The following is a 19,941-nucleotide window of genomic DNA, read 5'->3' as shown; positions in this document are numbered from 1 at the left end:
CTCCGCCCCGGACCCCGTATCGCGCCTTAAGGGCGCTCGTCCTCAAACTCCCCCAAGGCCTTAAGGGCCAGGGGGGACCCCCATGACGGGCTGAAGGTGCCCGATGCCGGCCAGCATCGATCAGCCAGCCGGGCTGAAGATGCTCATGCGGGCCAGCACCGAGACCCTTAGGGGCGCGGGGAACTGCGCGAGCAACCACGCACGGTCCGCAGCCGAACCAAGGTCGAACCAAGGGGGCCCGGGGCGCAGCCCCGGTGAGGTCACCCGCACCGGCGTTCCACCCCCGGAGGGTTGCGGGAAGGGGCGGGGAGGGGCGTCCTCCCGGGGTCTGGGGCGGAGCCCCAGGGGGTCGAGGCGGAGCCCTAGGGGGTCGGGGGTCAGGTCGCCGCGAGCGAGGCGGCCAGCCTGGGGGAGGCGTATGTCGTGCCGCAGACGAACCGCATGACCGGCCCGAACGACGCCGCCGCCGGCAACCCGGTGAAGTAGAGACCCCGCACCGAGGACTGGTAACCCGCGTCCAGCACCGGCGCCCCCCGAGACGCCAACAGCTGCGTACGCAACCCGTGCCCGAGGAAGTCGAGCGCCGCCACGTCCATCCGGTACCCCGTCGCCGCCATGACGTGGTCCGCCGACAGCTCACGCTGGGCCCCCGCACCCCCGCTGAGGGTGAGCACGGGCCGCCCCCCGACCACCCGGGCCCGCACCACCCGGCGCCCCTCGGTCACCGCCACCCGCCCGATGAACCGCTCGCGCAACCACCATGCCCCGAGCGGACCCAGCACCTTGCGGACCAGATAGTGGCGGGCCGGCGCGGGCAGCCGCCGGAAGTGGGTCGCGTGGTAGGAGAAGGCGTACAGCGACCAGGCCCTGCCGAAGGGCGAGTCGGGGCTGAAGCGGGGCTGGAGGTCGGGCGCCGTACCGAAGCGGACCGCCCCCGCGTCGCGCGCGACGACCCGTACGCTCGCCCCCGCCTCGGCCATCAACACCGCGTTCTCCAGGGCCGATTGGCCCGCCCCGATCACCAGGACCTCACGCCCGGCGAAGCCGGAGAGGTCGTGGTGCTGGGCCGCGTGCGAGACGGGACCCGCCGCCGAGGGGCCGTCCGGCACGGCCGCGGCCAGCTCGCGCGGCATCCGGGCCAGGCCCGAGAGCCCGGTGGCGACCACGACCGCCCGCGCCTCGAAGGCCTCCCCGGAGTCCAGCTTCAGCGCGAACGCGCCGCCCGGCACCCGGTCCACCGAGACCACCCGGACCTGCTCAAGGTCGGGGAAGAGCTTCCCCGCGAACCACTGCCCGTACGCCGAGAACGCCTCCACCGGGATCAGGTCCCAGTCCGACTCCAGGCGCCGCACACCCGTGTCCGCACAGAAGTCGAGCAGTGAGAGCCCCCGCTGCGGCGCGTCGATGCTGGACGCGGCCGGCGTCGACTTGAGGAGCATGCCCACCGGCATGTGCTCGCGCCAGCTCGCCATCAGCGAGCCGAAGACGCGGACCGGTATGCCGCGGGCGCGCAGATGGGCGGCGGCGGACAGGCCGAACGGCCCCGCGCCGATGACCGCCACCGGACGTGTCGCAGTACTCACTCGCATCCCCTTCTCGGATTCTCGGAATACGGCTCGGCGCCGGATCACTTCGTCACCGCGCGGCGGGAGCTCCGCCAGAGCCGGTACAGATGCCGTGCCCCGGGCCGTACGAATCGGGCCATCATCGTGAAGAAGGGGCCGGGGTCGTCCCCCGCGGCCCAGGCGAACTCGGTTCCGGACGGCCGGGCCGGCGCGTGCGGGGTGGTGTAGCCGCTGCGCCGGTAGGCGAGCAGCGCGGGCAGGTCGATGTTCTCCACCACATAGCGGCGCCCGGCGCGCTGTTCGCCCTCCGGCACCCTGCGGCCGGTGAGATGGAGGTGCTGGGCACGGACGACGTCGACGCCCGCCTCGTTCTCGAACAGACGGAACTGCGCGCCCATCCGGGGGTTGAAGTCGAGGAGTTTGTAGCGCCCGTCCCGCCGGTCGAAGCGCAGATCCAGGTCGACGATGCCACTGAAGCCGATCCGCTTCACGAACTGCTCTGCCAGAGCGGCGAGTTCGGGGTTGTCGACGACATAGGCGTTCGCCGTCATCCCCGCGTGCGGCGGCCAGGAGCGGACCTTGACCCCGGTGAACAGAGCCAGCGGGGTGGAGTTCTCGTCGAAGTAGGCGTGCACGATCCAGTCCTCGGCCTGCTCGCGCGGCAGATACTCCTGGAGGACCACCCCGGGCCGCTCGCCCCAGCCGCGGGCCAGCGCCAGCAGATGCGCCCGGTCCTCGATCCGGGTGGTGCCGGGCACGGCCGGACTGTGCCGCCGTACGAACGCCTCCCGGTTCTTGGCCACGACAGGGAAGCGGGCGTGCCGCGCGAAGTCCTCGACATCGGCGTACGTGTCGGGGAAGGCGGCGGCCGGGGACGGCACCCCGTGCTCCACACACAGTTCGTGCAGCCCCTGCTTGCTGGCGAGGCGGCGGGGCAACTCCGGTGCCACGGGCGGAAAAAGGAAACTCTCACCGAGTTCTTTCTGGTGCTCGGCGATCAGTACCGCGGCTTCCTCGTCCGTGGGTATGAGGACGGCGGGCCGCCCGATCCGGCGGCCGATCCGGAGCAGCCCGTCCACGAGCACGTCCGGCTCCTCGGTGCCGGTCGTCGGCCAGGGGAACGCGCCCGTGAGGAAACGGGAGTGGGCCGCGGGCGTCCAGCGGTCCTCGGTGATCGCGTACATCGGCACCCCGAGTCTGCCGAGGCTGCGGATCGCGCCGACCCCTCCGTGGTGCAACGGATAGTTCCCGAACTTCACGATCAGTCCCGGTACGTCCCGGTCCGCCCTGAACAGCACGCTACTGCCCGCCACCAGTCCCCCCTCGGGACAGAGAGCCCCCACAGCCCCGCAGGACACGCGGCCCCCTCGCCGGACGCGCCCCGGCAGAGACGCTAAAGGGCAACGCCCGCTCCCGCAGACGGAATTTCCGGACATTACGAACTCTTTAGGCACTGCCGCCCCGAGCACCACCGACGTAACGTGTGACGTACACCCGTGGAAAGCGAGGCAGGCACCGATGTCCGAGCAGAGCCCGCTCGAACTGGCCGAAGGCGACCCCTTCGGCCCGCACAATCTCCCCTACGGCGTCTTCTCCACGCCGGGCCATCCCGAGGACCGCCGGGTCGGCGTCCGCATCGGCGACCACGTCCTGGACGCGGGGGCGGCGGCGCACGCGCTGGGCTCCCCGTACGCGGCGCTCCTCGCCAAGCCGAGCCTCAACCCGCTGCTCGCCGCGGGGCGCACGGCCTGGCGCGATGTGCGCCGGGCGCTCACCGCCTGGGTGACCGTGCCCGCGCACCGCCCGGTGATAGAGCCGCTGCTCCACCCGCTCTCCGACGTCGAGCTGCACCTGCCGTACGAGGTCGCCGACTACGTCGACTTCTACGCCAGCGAGCACCACGCCACCAACGTGGGCCGGATCTTCCGTCCCGACGGGGACGCCCTGACCCCCAACTGGAAGCACCTGCCGATCGGTTACCACGGCCGCTCCGGCACGATCGTGGTGTCGGGCACCGAGGTCGTCCGCCCGCGGGGCCAGCGCAAGGCGCCCTCGGACCCGGCGCCGGTCTTCGGCCCGTCCGTGAAGCTGGACATCGAGGCCGAGGTCGGCTTCGTGGTGGGCACGCCGTCCGCCCTCGGCGAGCCGGTGGACCTCGCCTCCTTCGAGGACCACGTCTTCGGTCTGTTCCTGCTCAACGACTGGTCGGCGCGGGACATCCAGGCCTGGGAGTACGTGCCGCTCGGCCCCTTCCTCGGCAAGTCCTTCGCGACCTCGGTCTCGGCATGGGTCACCCCCCTTGAGGCCCTGACCGCGGCCCGAGTCGCCCCGCCCGCCCGGGACTTCCCCCTCCTCCCCTACCTGGACGACTCCGCCGAGGAGGTGCCGGGCGGCTTCGACCTGCGCATCTCGGTGTCGATCAACGACACGGTGGTCGCCGAGCCGCCGTTCGCCTCGATGTACTGGACGGCGGCGCAGCAGCTGGCCCACATGACGGTGAACGGGGCGTCGCTGCGTACGGGGGACGTGTACGGTTCCGGCACCGTGAGCGGGCCCTCGCGCGGCGAGCGCGGTTCGCTCCTCGAACTCACCTGGAACGGCTCCGAGCCGCTGGAACTTCCCGCCGGGAAGCGGGCGTTCCTGGAGGACGGGGACGAGGTGGCCCTCACGGCCTGGGCCCCTGGCCCCCACGGCATTCCGGTCGGCCTCGGCGAGGTCCGTGGCCGCATCACCCCGGCGGCCGGCTGACCCCCCTGGGCTGCGCCCGGGCCCCCTGGGGCTCCGCCCCAGACCCCGGGGGGTTTGCCCACCCGCCCGCCCGTGACTCGGGGTTGGCGGGTTCCGGCCCCTGGGGCTCCGCCCCAGACCCCGTTCGCGCCTGAACGGCGCTCGTCCTCAATCGCCGGACGGGCTGAAGATGCCCATGCGGGCCAGCACCGAGGCCCTTAGGGGCGCGAGGAACTGCGCGAGCAAGCGACCACGGCCCGCAGACGGAAACGGGGTTGAGGGGCGCGGGGAACTGCGCGACCAGCCACGCACGATCCGCACCCGCACCCGCACGAGCGGGGCCCGGGGCGCAGCCCCGGGAAGCCGACCTACCCCCACTCCACCCCCGGAGGGTTGCGGGAAGGGGCGGGGCGGGGCAAAACCCCGGGGTCCGCGGCGAAGCCCCAGCGCACCCCCCGAGCCGGCCCGCCGCGGACAGCAGCACCCTCCCTACTCAAGGGAGTTGAGGACCCCCAACACCCCCTCGCCCCACGTGGCGAGCTTCTTCTCCCCCACCCCCCCAATCGTGCCGAGCTCCTCCAAAGACCCCGGCCGAACCGCCGCGATCTCCCGAAGCGTCGCGTCATGGAAGATGACGTACGCCGGAACCCCCGCCTCCTTCGCCTGCGCCCCGCGCCACGCCCGCAGCGCCTCGAAGACCGGAACCACCTCCGGCGGCAGGTCGGCCGCCACGGTGGACTTCTTCGCGGGGCCGCGCGCTGCCCGCACCGGCTTCTCGGGCTCCGTCCGCATCCGGACCTCCCGGCGGCCGCCGAGCACCTCCCCGCTCGCCTCGGTCAGGACCAGCGTCCCGTACTCCCCCTCCACCGCGAGCAGACCCTGCGCGAGCAACTGCCGCGCCACGCCACGCCATTGGGGCTCGGACAGGTCTTCGCCGATGCCGAAGACGGACAGCTGGTCGTGGTCGAACTGGATGATCTTCGCGGTCCTGCGCCCGAGCAGGATGTCGATGATCTGGCCCGCCCCGAACTTCTGGCCCCGTTCGCGCTGGAGCCGTACGACGGTGGACAGCACCTTCTGTGCGGCCACCGTGCCGTCCCACGTCTGCGGCGGCGTCAGACACGTGTCGCAGTTGCCGCAGTTCTCGGCCCCGGCCTCCTGGCCGAAGTAGCCGAGCAGCTGGGCCCGCCGGCACGAGGCGGTCTCGCAGAGCGCCAGCATCGCGTCCAGATGCGCGGCTGCCCGGCGCCGGAACGCCTCGTCACCCTCGCTGCCCTGGATCAACTTCCGCTGCTGGACGACGTCTTGGAGCCCGTACGCCATCCACGCCGTCGAGGCGAGACCGTCCCGCCCGGCGCGGCCGGTCTCCTGGTAGTAGCCCTCGACCGACTTGGGCAGGTCGAGGTGGGCCACGAACCGCACGTCCGGCTTGTCGATGCCCATGCCGAACGCGATCGTCGCCACCACCACGAGCCCGTCCTCCCGCAGGAAGCGGGACTGGTTGACCGCGCGCGTCCCCGCGTCGAGACCCGCGTGGTACGGGACGGCCCGCACGCCGTTGTCGCTCAGGTACTGCGCGGTCTTCTCCACTGAGGCCCGCGAGAGGCAGTAGACGATGCCCGCGTCCCCGTCGTGCTCGTCCTTGAGGAAGCCGAGGAGCTGCTTCTTCGGGTCGTTCTTGGGCACAATCCGGTACTGGATGTTGGGCCGGTCGAAGCTCGCCACGAAGTGCCGGGCGTCCGGCATGCCGAGGCGCTGGGTGATCTCGCGGTGCGTGGCGTCCGTGGCGGTGGCGGTGAGCGCGATGCGGGGCACGTCCGGCCAGCGCTCGCCGAGCAGGGACAGGGCGAGGTAGTCGGGGCGGAAGTCGTGGCCCCACTGGGCGACGCAGTGCGCCTCGTCGATCGCGAAGACGGAGATCTTGGCTCGGGAGAGCAGATCGAGGGTGGCCTCTACGCGCAGCCGCTCGGGGGCGAGGTAGAGCAGGTCGAGCTCGCCCGCGAGGAGCTCGGCCTCGACCGTGCGGCGCTCGTCGAAGTCCTGCGTGGAGTTGATGAACCCGGCCCGCACGCCGAGCGCGCGCAGCGCGTCCACCTGGTCCTGCATCAGGGCGATGAGGGGGGAGACGACGACGCCGGTGCCGGGCCTGACCAGGGCGGGGATCTGGTAGCAGAGGGACTTTCCGCCGCCGGTGGGCATGAGCACGACGGCGTCGCCGCCCGCCACGACGTGGTCGATGACCTCGCCCTGGGCGCCGCGGAAGCTCTCGTATCCGAAGACTCGGTGCAGTGTCGCCAGGGCCTCGGACTCCGTGTCCACCGCCTGCGTGCCGGTCGCGCTCATCGCTCTGTCCCCCGTACTGGTCCGTCGGCTGCCTCACCATTCACGCAAGCAACGGTAGCCGCCCCCGCCGGCACCCCGCGAAGTTATCCACAACCCCGGGTCGTGCGGGTGCGGATCGTACGGGGCTGGTCGCGCAGTTCCCCGCGCCCCTGTAGGTGGACCGGAGCCCCAGCGGTCAACCGTCGGCCACCCACACCCCCGGAGGGTCTCGGGAAGGGGCGGGGTGGGGAAAGGAAAAGGGGCCCCGGCGCCACCCACTCGCGCCGAGGCCCCACCCACACCATCCGTTACCGGACGAACACGCTCGCGTTGTGCGCCAGATCCAGGAAGTACTGCGGGGCCACGCCCAGTACGAGCGTCACCGCCACCCCCACCCCGATCGCCGCCGTCGTCAGCGCCGACGGCACCGCGACCGTCGGCCCGTCCGCCTTGGGCTCGCTGAAGAACATCAGCACGATCACCCGGATGTAGAAGAACGCCGCGACCGCGGAGGAGATCACACCGACCACGACGAGCGCGCCCGCACCCCCCTCCGCCGCCGCCTTGAACACCGCGAACTTCCCGGAGAAGCCGGAGGTCAGCGGGATGCCGGCGAAGGCGAGCAGGAACACCGCGAAGACCGCCGCCACCAGGGGCGAACGACGGCCCAGGCCCGCCCACTTGGAGAGGTGCGTCGCCTCACCGCCCGCGTCCCGTACCAGCGTGACGACCGCGAACGCGCCGATCGTCACGAAGGAGTACGCCCCGAGGTAGAACAGCACCGATGAGATGCCGTCCGCGTTGGTGGCGATGACACCGGCCAGGATGAATCCGGCGTGCGCGATCGAGGAGTACGCGAGCAGCCGCTTGATGTCGGTCTGGGTGATCGCGACGACCGCTCCGCCCAGCATCGTGATGATCGCGACGCCCCACATGACCGGACGCCAGTCCCAGCTCATGCCGGGCAGCACCACGTACAGGAGGCGGAGCAGCGCGCCGAAGGCCGCGACCTTGGTGGCCGCCGCCATGAAGCCCGTGACCGGGGTGGGCGCGCCCTGGTAGACGTCGGGCGTCCACATGTGGAACGGCACCGCGCCGACCTTGAACAGCAGGCCCATCAGGATCATCGCGCCACCGATGAGCAGCAGCGCGTCGTTGCCCATGGTGCCGGCGAGCGCCGGGTCCACGTTCTGGACCGAGCCGCTGACGACGTCCGCGATCGTGGCGTACGAGACGGAGCCCGCGTAGCCGTAGAGGAGCGCGATGCCGAAGAGCAGGAAGGCCGAGGAGAACGCGCCGAGCAGGAAGTACTTGACCGCCGCCTCCTGCGACATGAGCCGCTTGCGGCGGGCGAGGGCGCAGAGCAGGTAGAGCGGGAGGGAGAAGACTTCCAGAGCCACGAACAGGGTCAGGAGGTCGTTCGCCGCCGGGAAGACCAGCATCCCGGAGACCGCGAAGAGGGCGAGCGGGAAGACCTCGGTGGTGGTGAACCCGGCCTTGACCGCGGCCTGCTCGCTGTCGCTGCCCGGCACCGAGGCCGCCTGCGCGGCGAAGGAGTCCACCCTGTTGCCGTGCGCCTCGGGGTCGAGGCGGCGCTCGGCGAAGGTGAAGACCGCCACCACGGAGGCCAGCAGAATGGTGCCCTGGAGGAAGAGCGCGGGGCCGTCGACGGCGATCGCGCCCATCGCCGCGATGTGCGCCTTGGTGGTCCCGTAGCCGCCGGCCGCGAGGCCGACCACCGCCGCGAAGGCGGCGGCGAGCGCGACCACGGACAGGAAGACCTGGACGTAGTAGCGGCTGCGGCGCGGGACGAAGGCCTCGACGAGGACGCCGATCAGCGCCGCGCCGAGGACGATCAGCGTGGGGGCGAGCTGGGCGTACTCGATGTGCGGCGCGGGGATCTTGTCCAGCTTCCCCTCGGCCGCCGTGGTCCACAGGCTGTGGACAGCTGATGAGCTCACTTGGCCGCCTCCACCACCGGGTTGGGGTCCTTCTTCTGTACGTCCGACATGGTCTGGCGGACCGACGGGTTCACGATGTCGGTCAGCGGCTTCGGGTAGACCCCGAGGAAGATCAGCAGGCCGATCAGCGGGGCGACCACGAGCAGCTCGCGGACCTTGAGGTCGGGCATGCCCTGGATCTCGGCCTTGACCGGTCCCGTCATCGTCCGCTGGTAGAGGACGAGGACGTAGAGCGCGGCCAGGACGATGCCGAGAGTGGCGACCACGCCCGCCGCCGGGTAGCGGCTGAACGTGCCGACCAGGACCAGGAATTCACTGACGAAGGGAGCCAGGCCCGGCAGGGACAGGGTGGCGAGGCCGCCGATCAGGAACGTGCCGGCGAGCACCGGTGCGACCTTCTGGACGCCGCCGTAGTCCGCGATGAGCCGGGAGCCGCGGCGCGAGATCAGGAAGCCGGCCACCAGCATCAGGGCGGCCGTCGAGATCCCGTGGTTGACCATGTACAGCGTGGCGCCGGACTGGCCCTGGCTCGTCATCGCGAAGATGCCCATGATGATGAAGCCGAAGTGCGAGATCGACGCGTACGCCACCAGGCGCTTGATGTCGCGCTGGCCGACGGCGAGCAGTGCCCCGTAGATGATGCTGATCACGGCGAGCACCACGATCACCGGCGTCGCCCACTTGCTGGCCTCCGGGAAGAGCTGGAGGCAGAAGCGCAGCATCGCGAAGGTGCCGACCTTGTCGACGACCGCGGTGATCAGCACGGCGACCGGCGCGGTGGCCTCGCCCATCGCGTTGGGCAGCCAGGTGTGCAGCGGCCACAGCGGGGCCTTCACCGCGAAGGCGAAGAAGAAGCCGAGGAACAGCAGGCGCTCGGTGTTGGTCGCCATGTGGAGCGAGCCGCTCGCGCGGGCCGCGGCGATCTCGTTCAGCGAGAAGGAGCCCGCCACCACGTACAGGCCGATGACGGCGGCCAGCATGATGAGCCCGCCGACCAGGTTGTAGAGCAGGAACTTGACGGCCGCGTACGAGCGTTGCGTCGCCGCGGCCTCGTCGCCCTGGGCGTGTGCCCGGTCGCCGAAGCCGCCGATGAGGAAGTACATCGGGATGAGCATGGCTTCGAACAGGATGTAGAAGAGGAAGACGTCGGTGGCCTCGAAGGAGAGCACCACCATCGCCTCGACGGCGAGGATCAGGGCGAAGAAGCCCTGGGTGGGCCGCCAACGGCTGCTGTTGGTCTCCAGGGGGTCGGCGTCGTGCCAGCCGGCCGCGATGATGAACGGGATGAGCAGCGCGGTGAGGCCGATGAGGGCCACGCCGATGCCGTCCACGCCCAGTTCGTACCGGACGCCGAAGTCCTTGATCCAGGCGTGCGACTCGGTCAACTGGTAGCGCGCGCCGCCCGGTTCGAACCGTACGAGCTGGATCGCGGCGAGCGCCAGGGTGCCCACCGAGACCAGCAGGGCCAGCCACTTGGCGGCGGTCCGCCGTGCGGCCGGGACGGCCGCGGTGGCGATCGCGCCGAGCGCCGGGAGGGCGGCCGTCGCGGTGAGGAGGGGAAAGGACATTGCGTTACACCGCCCTCATCAGCAGAGTCGCGGCAATGATCACCACAGCACCTCCGAACATCGAGACCGCGTAACTGCGGGCGAAGCCGTTCTGCAGCTTGCGCAGCCGGCCGGAGAGCCCGCCGACCGAGGCGGCGGTTCCATTGACGACTCCGTCGACCAGGCTGTGGTCGAGGTAGACGAGCGAGCGGGTGAGATGTTCGCCGCCGCGGACCAGGACGACGTGGTTGAAGTCGTCCTGGAGCAGGTCGCGGCGGGCGGCCCGGGTGAGCAGCGAGCCGCGCGGGGCGACGGCGGGCACGGGCTTGCGGCCGTACTGGGCGACCGCGAGGCCCACGCCGATGAGCAGGCAGACGATGGTGGCGGCGGTGACCGTCCACTCCGCCACCGGCGAGTTGCCGTGGTCGAAGGACGTGACGGGCTCCAGCCACTTCACGAACCGGTCGCCGATGCCGAAGATGCCGCCCGCGAAGACCGAGCCGAAGGCCAGGACGATCATGGGGATGGTCATGGACTTCGGGGACTCGTGCGGGTGCGGTTCGTCGTGGGCGCCGTGCGTCTGGGCGGCGGGCTCCACGCCCGGCTGGTCCGGAGCGGGGGTCTTCGCGTGCTTCCAGCGCTCCTCGCCGAAGAACGTCATCACCATCACGCGCGTCATGTAGTACGCGGTGATCGCGGCGCCGAGCAGGGTGACCGCGCCGAGGATCCAGCCCTCGGTGCCGCCCTTGGCGAACGCCGCCTCGATGATCTTGTCCTTGGAGAAGAACCCGGACAGGCCCGGGAACCCGATGATCGCCAGGTAGCCGAGGCCGAAGGTGACGAAGGTGACCGGCATGTACTTGCGCAGGCCGCCGTACTTGCGCATGTCGACCTCGTCGTTCATGCCGTGCATCACCGAGCCGGCGCCGAGGAAGAGCCCGGCCTTGAAGAAGCCGTGCGTCACCAGGTGCATGATCGCGAAGACGTAGCCGATCGGGCCGAGGCCGGTGGCCAGGACCATGTAGCCGATCTGCGACATCGTCGAGCCCGCGAGGGCCTTCTTGATGTCGTCCTTGGCGCAACCGACGATCGCACCGAACAGGAGCGTGACCGCGCCGACGATCACGACGACCGTCTGCACGTCGGGCACCGCGTTGAAGATCGCGCCGGAGCGGGTGATCAGATAGACGCCCGCGGTCACCATGGTCGCCGCGTGGATGAGGGCGGAGACCGGGGTCGGGCCCTCCATCGCGTCGCCGAGCCAGGACTGGAGCGGGACCTGGGCCGACTTGCCGCAGGCGGCGAGCAGCAGCATCAGGCCGATGGCGGTGTTGCGCCCCGAACTCGCCCCGCCCGTCTCACCGAGGACGGTGGAGAAGGCGAACGAGCCGAACGTCGTGAACATCACCATGATGGCGATCGAGAGGCCCATGTCGCCGACCCGGTTGACCAGGAAGGCCTTCTTGGCGGCGGTCGCCGCGCTGGGCTTGTGCTGCCAGAAGCCGATGAGCAGGTAGGACGCGAGGCCCACGCCTTCCCAACCGACGTACAGCAGAAGGTAGTTGTCGGCGAGGACCAGGAGCAGCATCGCCGCGAGGAACAGGTTGAGGTAGCCGAAGAAGCGCCGGCGGTTCTCGTCGTGCTCCATGTAGCCGATGGAGTAGATGTGGATCAGGGTGCCCACACCGGTGATCAGCAGGACGAAGGTCATCGACAGCTGGTCGAGCTGGAAGCCGACGTTGGCCTGGAAGCCTTCGACCGGGATCCAGCTGAACAGGTGCTTGGTCACCGTCCGGTGGTCGGCCGAGCGGCCCAGCATGTCGACGAAGAGCACCGCGCCGATCACGAAGGACGCGCCCGCGAGCAGCGTGCCCAGCCAGTGGCCGGCCTTGTCCAGTCTCCGTCCGCCGCACAGCAGTACGGCCGCTCCGAGCAGAGGCGCCGCGATGAGCAGCGCGATGAGGTTCTCCACGATTCAGCGACCCCTTACAGCTTCATCAGGCTGGCGTCGTCGACCGAGGCCGAGTGGCGGGAACGGAAGAGCGACACGATGATCGCGAGCCCGACGACGACCTCCGCGGCGGCGACGACCATCGTGAAGAACGCGATGATCTGGCCGTCGAGGTTGCCGTGCAGCCGGGAGAAGCAGACGAACGCGAGGTTGCAGGCGTTGAGCATCAGCTCGACGCACATGAAGACCACGATCGCGTTCCGCCTGATGAGCACTCCGGCTGCGCCGATGGTGAACAACAGGGCTGCGAGATAGAGGTAGTTGACCGGATTCACTTGACCGCCTCCTCGTCCCGGCCGAGCCGTTCCTCGGAGCGCTGCTCCAGGGCCTTGAGATCGGCGAGCGCCTCGCTGGACACGTCCCGGATCTGGCCGCGGCCGCGCAGCGTCTGGTTGACGGTGAGCTCGGACGGGGTGCCGTCGGGGAGCAGGCCCGCGATGTCCACCGCGTTGTGCCGGGCGTAGACGCCGGGGGCGGGCAGCGGGGGCAGGTGCTTGCCGCGTACGCGCTCCTCGGACATCTCCCGCTGGGTCTTGGCGCGCTCGGTGCGCTCCCGGTGGGTGAGCACCATCGCGCCGACCGCCGAGGTGATCAGCAGGGCGCCGGTGATCTCGAAGGCGAACACGTACTTGGTGAAGATGAGGGCGGCGAGCCCTTCCACGTTGCCGTTGGCGTTGGCCGCGCCGAGACCCGTGAAGGTCGTGAGCGAGGCGTTGCCGATGCCCGCGATGAGGAGCACCCCGAAGCCGAGCCCGCAGGCCGCGGCCCACCAGCGCTGGCCCTTGATGGTCTCCTTCAGCGAGTCCGCGGCCGTGACGCCGACCAGCATGACGACGAAGAGGAACAGCATCATGATCGCGCCGGTGTAGACGACGACCTGGACGATGCCCAGGAAGTACGCCCCGTTGGAGAGGTAGAAGATCGCCAGAATGATCATGGTCCCGGCGAGGCAGAGCGCGCTGTGCACGGCCTTCTTCATGAGGATCGTGCACAGGGCGCCGATCACGGCGACCGTGCCGAGCACCCAGAACTGGAAGGCCTCACCGGTGGAGGTGTGCGAGGCGGCCGCGGCGAGCAGCTCGGTGGGCGCGCTCATGCCCCCACCGCCTTTCCGGAGGCCGGCTCGTCCTCACCGAAGGTGGAGGCCGCCTCCTGGGGCCGCTCCCCCTTGCTGAGCGCCACTTGGCGGACGGTGCCGGGCGCGGCCTCGGTGACCAGGCCGCGGTAGTAGTCCTGCTCGTCCATGCCCGGATAGATCGCGTGCGGGCTGTCGACCATGGTGTCGTCGAGCCCGGCGAGCAGCTGCTCCTTGGTGTAGATCAGGTTCTCGCGGGAGGAGTCGGCCAGTTCGAACTCGTTGGTCATCGTCAGCGCCCGGGTGGGGCAGGCCTCGATGCACAGGCCGCACAGGATGCAGCGGGCGTAGTTGATCTGGTAGACGCGGCCGTAGCGCTCGCCCGGCGAGTAGCGCTCCTCGTCCGTGTTGTCGGCGCCCTCCACATAGATGGCGTCGGCGGGACAGGCCCAGGCGCACAGCTCGCAGCCGACGCACTTCTCCAGGCCGTCCGGATGGCGGTTGAGCTGATGCCGGCCGTGGAAGCGCGGCGCGGTGACCTTCTGCTGTTCCGGGTACTGCTCGGTCAGGCGCTTCTTGAACATGGCCTTGAAGGTCACGCCGAAGCCGGCCACGGGATTGAGGAACTTGTCCTCCGGCTCCCCCGCCTGGTCCGGCTTTCCCGCCTGGCCCGACTTCCCGGCCGATGACTTGTCAGACACCGTCGTCCTCCCTTCCTTCTCCGTCACTGTGAGTATCCGCCCCACCACTGACAATCAACTCGCGCTGGTGGCGCGGCCGTCGGCGCGGTACGGGCGGAAGGGTCTGGCCGGGCAGCGGCGGCACCGGGAACCCACCGGCCATCGGGTCGAAGGCGGGCGGCGCCTTGTCCTCTGCCTCGTCCTTCTTGCTCCGGAAGATGTCCGCGACGAAGGACAGCAGCAGCACCGCGACGACCGCGCCGGCGACGTACAGCACGATCTTCGAGAAGTCGTAGCCGTCGTTGCGCAGCGCCCGCACGGTGGCGACCAGCATCAGCCAGACCACCGACACCGGGATGAGGACCTTCCACCCCAGCTTCATCAGCTGGTCGTAGCGGACCCGGGGCAGCGTGCCGCGCAGCCAGATGAAGAAGAAGAGGAGCAGCTGGACCTTGATGACGAACCAGAGCATCGGCCACCAGCCGTGGTTCGCGCCCGCCCAGAAGCCGCTGATGGGCCAGGGGGCGCGCCATCCGCCCAGGAAGAGCGTGGTCGCGACGGCCGAGACGGTGACCATGTTGACGTACTCGGCGAGCATGAACATCGCGAACTTGATGGACGAGTACTCGGTGTTGAAGCCGCCGACCAGGTCGCCCTCGGACTCCGGCATGTCGAACGGCGCCCGGTTGGTCTCGCCGACCATCGTGATGATGTAGATGATGAAGGAGACCGGCAGCAGCACGATGTACCAGCGGTCGCCCTGCGCCTCCACGATCTTCGAGGTCGACATCGACCCGGAGTAGAGGAACACCGAGGCGAACGCCGCGCCCATCGCGATCTCGTACGAGATCATCTGCGCGCACGAGCGCAGGCCGCCGAGCAGCGGATACGTCGAGCCGGACGACCAGCCCGCGAGCACGATGCCGTAGATGCCGACCGAGGCGATGGCCAGGACGTACAGCATGGCGATCGGCAGGTCGGTGAGCTGCATCGTGGTGCGGTGACCGAAGATCGACACCTCGTTGCCCGAGGGCCCGAACGGGATCACGGCGATCGCCATGAACGCCGGGATCGCGGCGATGATCGGGGCCAGGACGTAGACGACCTTGTCGGCCCGCTTGACGATGACGTCTTCCTTCAGCATCAGCTTGATGCCGTCGGCGAGCGACTGGAGCATGCCCCACGGGCCGTGCCGGTTGGGGCCGATGCGCAGCTGCATCCAGGCGACGACCTTGCGCTCCCACACGATGGAGAACAGCACGGTCACCATCAGGAACGCGAAGCAGAAGACGGCCTTGACGACGACGAGCCACCAGGGGTCGCGGCCGAACAGGGAGAGGTCCTCCGCAGCGAGCGTGATCACGCCTCCACCACCTCCGTGGGAGCTTCCGTAACGGCCGGGCCGATGCGGACGACCTGTCCGGGGACCGCGCCGGTGTCCGCGGCGACCCCGTCACCGACGGAGTTCAGCGGCAGCCACACCACCCGGTCGGGCATCTCGCTCACCTGGAGCGGGAGTTGGACGCCGCCGGCCGGTCCGGTGACCTGAAGGAGGTCGCCGTCCTTGATCCCCGCCTCGGCCGCGGTGGCCGCGGAGAGCCGGGCCACGGCCGCGTGCCGGGTGCCGGCCAGCGCCTCGTCGCCCGCCTGGAGGCTGCCTTGGTCGAGCAGCATCCGGTGGCCGGCGAGGACCGCCTCCCCCTCGGCGGGCCGGGGCAGTTGCTGCGCCGATTCCAGGGGCTCGCTCGCGCGCGGCCCGTCCCAGGTGCCGAGCCGCGTCATCTCCGCGCGTACGGAACGGACGTCGGGCAGCGCGAAGGAGACGTCGAGGACGTCGGCCAGCATGTGCAGCACCCGGGCGTCGGTGGGCGCCAGGCTGCGGGTCATCTGCTCCGGCTTGAGCGCGGCCTCGAACAGGCGCGCCCTGCCCTCCCAGTTGAGGAAGGTGCCGGGCTTCTCGGCGACGGCCGCCACCGGGAAGACCACGTCCGCATGGGCGGTGACCTCGGTCGGCCGCAGTTCCAGGCTGACCACGAAGGCCTCGGCGAGGGCCTGGCGGGCCCGCGCCGGGTCCGGCAGGTCCGCCGGGTCGACGCCCGCGACGAGCAGCGCGCCCAGTTCGCCGGTGACCGCGGCCTCGACGATCTGGCCGGTGTCGCGCCCGTAGCGGTGCGGGAGTTCGCGCACGCCCCAGGCGGATGCGACCTCTTCGCGGGCCCGCGGGTCGGTGGCGGGGCGGCCACCGGGCAGCAGCGACGGGATCGCGCCCGCCTCCACCGCGCCGCGTTCGCCGGCCCGGCGCGGGATCCACACCAGTGCGGCGCCGGTCGCCGAGGCCGCGCGGACCGCGGCGGTCAGCGCGCCGGGCACGCCCGCGAGCCGCTCGCCGACGACGAGGACCGCGCCCGGGGAGCGCAGCGCCTCGGCCGCCTTCGCGCCGTCCGCGTCCAGGCCGACGCCGCCCGCGAGCGCGTCCAGCCACTCGGTCTCGGTGCCGGGAGCTGCGGGCAGCAGGGTGCCGCCCGCCTTGTGCAGGCCGCGGGTCATGTGGGTGGCGAGCGAGAAGGTGCGCTGGCCGTGCTTGCGCCAGGCCTTGCGCAACCGCAGGAAGACGCCGGGGGCCTCCTCCTCGGACTCGAAGCCGACGAGGAGGACGGCGGGCGCGTTCTCCAGGGAGGTGTAGGTGGTGCCCCGTCCGTCGAGGTCCCGGCCGTGTCCGGCGACCCGGGCCGCCAGGAAGTCGGCCTCCTCGGCGGAGTGCACCCGGGCCCGGAAGTCGACGTCGTTGGTGTCGAGGGCGATCCGGGCGAACTTGGCGTAGGCGTAGGCGTCTTCGACGGTCAGGCGACCGCCGGCCAGCACTCCGGCCCGGCCGCGCGCGGCGGCCAGTCCGGCGGCCGCGGCCTCAAGTGCCTCGGGCCAGCTCGCCGGTTCGAGGACGCCGTCCGCGTTGCGGACCAGCGGAGTGGTGAGGCGGTCGGGCTGCTGCGCGTAGCGGAAGCCGAACCGGCCCTTGTCGCAGAGCCACTCCTCGTTGACCTCGGGGTCGTCGGCCGCCAGGCGCCGCATGACCTTGCCGCGCCGGTGGTCGGTGCGGGTCGCGCAGCCGCCCGCGCAGTGCTCGCACACCGACGGCGACGACACGAGGTCGAAGGGCCGGGAGCGGAAGCGGTAGGCGGCCGAGGTCAGCGCGCCGACCGGGCAGATCTGGATGGTGTTCCCGGAGAAGTACGACTCGAACGGGTCGCCCTGTCCGGTGCCGACCTGCTGGAGGGCGCCGCGCTCGATCAGCTCGATCATGGGGTCGCCGGCGATCTGGTTGGAGAAGCGGGTGCAGCGCGCGCACAGCACACAGCGTTCGCGGTCCAGGAGCACCTGGGTGGAGATCGGGACCGGCTTCTCGTAGGTGCGCTTCCTGCCCTCGAAGCGCGAGTCCGTGTCGCCGACCTGCATGGCCTGGTTCTGGAGCGGGCATTCGCCGCCCTTGTCGCAGACCGGGCAGTCCAACGGGTGGTTGATGAGCAGGAGTTCCATGACTCCGCGCTGGGCCTTCTCGGCGACCGGCGAGGAGAGCTGGGACTTGACCACCATGCCGTCGGTGCAGGTGATGGTGCAGGACGCCATCGGCTTGCGCTGGCCCTCGACCTCGACGATGCACTGGCGGCAGGCGCCGGCCGGGTCGAGCAGGGGGTGGTCGCAGAACCGCGGGATCTCGATGCCGAGCTGTTCGGCGGCGCGGATCACCAGGGTGCCCTTGGGGACGCTGATGTCGATGCCGTCGATGGTCAGCGAGACGAGGTCCTCCGGCGGCACGGCCGCCTCGCCGCCCCCGGAGGAAGCGCTACTCGTCGTCACAGTCATGCGTTCACCTCCGTGCTGTCGTCCGCCCAGGCGGTGGACCTGGCGGGGTCGAAGGGGCAGCCGTTGCCCGTGATGTGCTGCTCGTACTCGTCACGGAAGTACTTGAGCGAGGAGAAGATCGGCGAGGCGGCGCCGTCGCCGAGCGCGCAGAACGACTTGCCGTTGATGTTGTCGGCGATGTCGTTCAGCTTGTCGAGGTCGCCCATCGAGCCCTTGCCGGCCTCGATGTCGCGGAGCAACTGGACCAGCCAGTACGTCCCTTCACGGCATGGCGTGCACTTGCCGCAGGACTCGTGGGCGTAGAACTCGGTCCAGCGGGTGACCGCCCGCACCACGCAGGTGGTCTCGTCGAAGCACTGGAGCGCCTTGGTGCCGAGCATCGACCCGGCCGCGCCCACGCCTTCGTAGTCCAGCGGCACATCGAGGTGCTCGTCGGTGAACATCGGGGTCGAGGAGCCGCCCGGCGTCCAGAACTTGAGCCGGTGGCCCTTGCGCATCCCACCGCTCATGTCGAGCAGCTGGCGCAGGGTGATGCCGAGCGGCGCCTCGTACTGGCCGGGGCTGGTGACGTGCCCGCTGAGCGAATACAGCGTGAAACCGGGGGACTTCTCGCTGCCCATCGACTTGAACCAGTCCTTGCCCCGGTTCAGGATCGCGGGAACCGAGGCGATGGATTCGACGTTGTTCACCACAGTGGGGCACGCGTACAGACCGGCGACCGCAGGGAAGGGGGGTCGCAGCCGGGGCTGGCCGCGACGGCCTTCGAGGGAGTCCAGGAGTGCGGTCTCCTCGCCACAGATGTACGCGCCCGCGCCCGCGTGCACGGTGAGTTCGAGGTCCAGACCGCTGCCCAGGATGTCCTTGCCGAGGAAGCCGGCTTCGTACGCCTCGCGCACGGCCTCGTGCAGCCGCCGCAGTACGGGGACGACCTCGCCGCGCAGATAGATGAAGGCGTGCGAGGAGCGGATCGCGTAACAGGCGATCACGATGCCCTCGATGAGGGAGTGCGGGTTGGCGAACAGGAGCGGGATGTCCTTGCAGGTCCCGGGCTCCGACTCGTCGGCGTTGACGACTAGGTAGTGCGGCTTGCCGTCGCCCTGCGGGATGAACTGCCACTTCATCCCGGTCGGGAAGCCCGCACCGCCGCGGCCGCGGAGACCGGAGTCCTTGACGTACGCGATGAGGTCGTCCGGGGTCATCGCGAGCGCCTTGCGCAGGCCCTCGTAGCCGTCGTGGCGCCGGTAGGTCTCCAGGGTCCAGGATTCGGGCTGGTCCCAGAAGGCGGAGAGGACCGGTGCGAGCAGCTTCTCCGGGCTGCTGCCGTTGCCGTTTCCGTCGATCTCGGTGGCCAAGGTCATCACTCCCCCTCCTCGGCGGCGGGTCCGGCGGGGTGGGCCGGATCGGACGCTGAGGTCTGCTGCGGTGCGTCGTGCGAGCTCAAGTGCCGGGCGCCCGGCTGGGGTTCGTCCCGCGGGCCTTCGCCGCCGCGGCCCTCGCCGCGCGGGTGCACCACGCGCGCACCCGGGGTCTCGCCCTTGGCGAGCCGGAGTCCGGCGAGCGAGGCGGGTCCGGCGCCGCCGGTCGCGGCGACCGCACCGGGGCGCTCGTCGGGGAAGCCGGCCAGGATGCGCGCGGTCTCCTGGTAGGTGCACAGCGGCGCGCCCCGGGTGGGTTCCACCGGGCGGCCGGCGCGCAGGTCGTCGACGAGGCGCTTGGCGGTGGCGGGGGTCTGGTTGTCGAAGAACTCCCAGTTCACCATCACCACCGGCGCGAAGTCGCAGGCCGCGTTGCACTCGATGTGTTCGAGCGTCACCTTGCCGTCGTCGGTGGTCTCGTTGTTGCCGACGGCCAGGTGTTCCTTCAGCTCCTCGAAGATGGCGTCGCCGCCCATCACCGCGCACAGCGTGTTGGTGCACACGCCGACCTGGTACTCGCCCGAGGGCTTGCGGCGGTACATGGAGTAGAAGGTGGCCACGGCCGTCACCTCGGCCGTCGTCAGCTCCAGGAGGTCCGCGCAGAAGGCCATGCCGGTGCGCGTGACGTAACCCTCCTCGGCCTGGACGAGGTGGAGCAGGGGCAGCAGCGCGGAGCGGCTGTCGGGATAGCGGGCGACGATCTCCTTGCCGTCCGCCTCCAGCCGGGCGCGCACATCGGCCGGGTAGTCGGGCGCGGGCAGTTGAGGCATGCCCAAT

The 19,941-nt window shown here is 70.7% G+C and carries 14 protein-coding genes; 1 reads left to right on the top strand and 13 read right to left on the bottom strand.

The features are described 5' to 3' along the window. Window positions 1–377 precede the first annotated feature (377 nt). Window positions 378–1,583 (bottom strand): NAD(P)-binding domain-containing protein, encoded by a 1,206-nt coding sequence (locus ACFYNP_RS34900; protein ID WP_388791205.1) that lies wholly within the window; start codon window positions 1,581–1,583, stop codon window positions 378–380. 44 nt (window positions 1,584–1,627) lie between these two features. Continuing rightward, window positions 1,628–2,863, bottom strand: a complete 1,236-nt coding sequence (locus ACFYNP_RS34895) for an ATP-grasp domain-containing protein (RefSeq protein ID WP_388791213.1) — start codon at window positions 2,861–2,863, stop codon at window positions 1,628–1,630. A gap of 220 nt (window positions 2,864–3,083) precedes the next feature. Here ACFYNP_RS34895 and fahA point away from each other — a divergent pair, with 220 nt between their 5' ends. After that, entirely contained in the window at window positions 3,084–4,313 is a 1,230-nt protein-coding gene (gene fahA / locus ACFYNP_RS34890; protein ID WP_388791203.1) for a fumarylacetoacetase, read from the top strand. 468 nt (window positions 4,314–4,781) lie between these two features. Here fahA and recQ read toward each other — a convergent pair whose 3' ends face one another. The 11 genes from recQ to nuoE all read right to left on the bottom strand — a co-directional run bounded on the left by recQ (window position 4,782) and on the right by nuoE (window position 19,934). Further along, a complete protein-coding gene (recQ, locus tag ACFYNP_RS34885; protein ID WP_388791201.1) occupies window positions 4,782–6,635 on the bottom strand; it encodes a DNA helicase RecQ in 1,854 nt (617 codons plus the stop codon). A 287-nt stretch (window positions 6,636–6,922) separates the two neighbouring features. Beyond that, window positions 6,923–8,575 (bottom strand): NADH-quinone oxidoreductase subunit NuoN, encoded by a 1,653-nt coding sequence (nuoN, locus tag ACFYNP_RS34880; protein WP_189762086.1) that lies wholly within the window; start codon window positions 8,573–8,575, stop codon window positions 6,923–6,925. Beyond that, window positions 8,572–10,143, bottom strand: a complete 1,572-nt coding sequence (locus ACFYNP_RS34875; RefSeq protein WP_388405427.1) for an NADH-quinone oxidoreductase subunit M — start codon at window positions 10,141–10,143, stop codon at window positions 8,572–8,574. The genes nuoN and ACFYNP_RS34875 overlap by 4 nt, the downstream gene beginning before the upstream one ends. A 4-nt stretch (window positions 10,144–10,147) precedes the next feature. After that, a complete protein-coding gene (gene nuoL, locus ACFYNP_RS34870) occupies window positions 10,148–12,094 on the bottom strand; it encodes an NADH-quinone oxidoreductase subunit L (RefSeq protein ID WP_388791199.1) in 1,947 nt (648 codons plus the stop codon). 14 nt (window positions 12,095–12,108) lie between these two features. Next, window positions 12,109–12,408 (bottom strand): NADH-quinone oxidoreductase subunit NuoK, encoded by a 300-nt coding sequence (gene nuoK / locus ACFYNP_RS34865; protein ID WP_100578793.1) that lies wholly within the window; start codon window positions 12,406–12,408, stop codon window positions 12,109–12,111. Then, entirely contained in the window at window positions 12,405–13,229 is an 825-nt protein-coding gene (locus ACFYNP_RS34860) for an NADH-quinone oxidoreductase subunit J (RefSeq protein ID WP_388791197.1), read from the bottom strand. Before ACFYNP_RS34860 ends, nuoK begins: the two co-directional genes overlap by 4 nt. Further along, on the bottom strand, window positions 13,226–13,909 hold the full coding sequence (gene nuoI, locus ACFYNP_RS34855; RefSeq protein ID WP_388405418.1) for an NADH-quinone oxidoreductase subunit NuoI: 684 nt from the start codon (window positions 13,907–13,909) through the stop codon (window positions 13,226–13,228). Before nuoI ends, ACFYNP_RS34860 begins: the two co-directional genes overlap by 4 nt. Then, entirely contained in the window at window positions 13,902–15,251 is a 1,350-nt protein-coding gene (gene nuoH / locus ACFYNP_RS34850) for an NADH-quinone oxidoreductase subunit NuoH (RefSeq protein WP_388791195.1), read from the bottom strand. Before nuoH ends, nuoI begins: the two co-directional genes overlap by 8 nt. After that, window positions 15,248–17,749: an NADH-quinone oxidoreductase subunit G gene (locus tag ACFYNP_RS34845; protein ID WP_388791193.1), complete on the bottom strand. Its 2,502-nt coding sequence runs from the start codon at window positions 17,747–17,749 to the stop codon at window positions 15,248–15,250. Before ACFYNP_RS34845 ends, nuoH begins: the two co-directional genes overlap by 4 nt. Then, window positions 17,746–19,107, bottom strand: a complete 1,362-nt coding sequence (gene nuoF, locus ACFYNP_RS34840) for an NADH-quinone oxidoreductase subunit NuoF (protein ID WP_364132007.1) — start codon at window positions 19,105–19,107, stop codon at window positions 17,746–17,748. Before nuoF ends, ACFYNP_RS34845 begins: the two co-directional genes overlap by 4 nt. Beyond that, complete coding sequence (nuoE, locus tag ACFYNP_RS34835) at window positions 19,107–19,934, bottom strand: NADH-quinone oxidoreductase subunit NuoE (RefSeq protein ID WP_388791211.1); 828 nt, start codon at window positions 19,932–19,934, stop codon at window positions 19,107–19,109. The genes nuoF and nuoE overlap by 1 nt, the downstream gene beginning before the upstream one ends. Window positions 19,935–19,941: the final 7 nt, after the last annotated feature.

Origin of the sequence: Streptomyces sp. NPDC006691 (genome assembly GCF_042869955.1) — a bacterium.
Taxonomy (GTDB): Bacteria; Actinomycetota; Actinomycetes; order Streptomycetales; family Streptomycetaceae; genus Streptomyces.
This window is presented reverse-complemented; position numbering and strand designations above follow the sequence as displayed.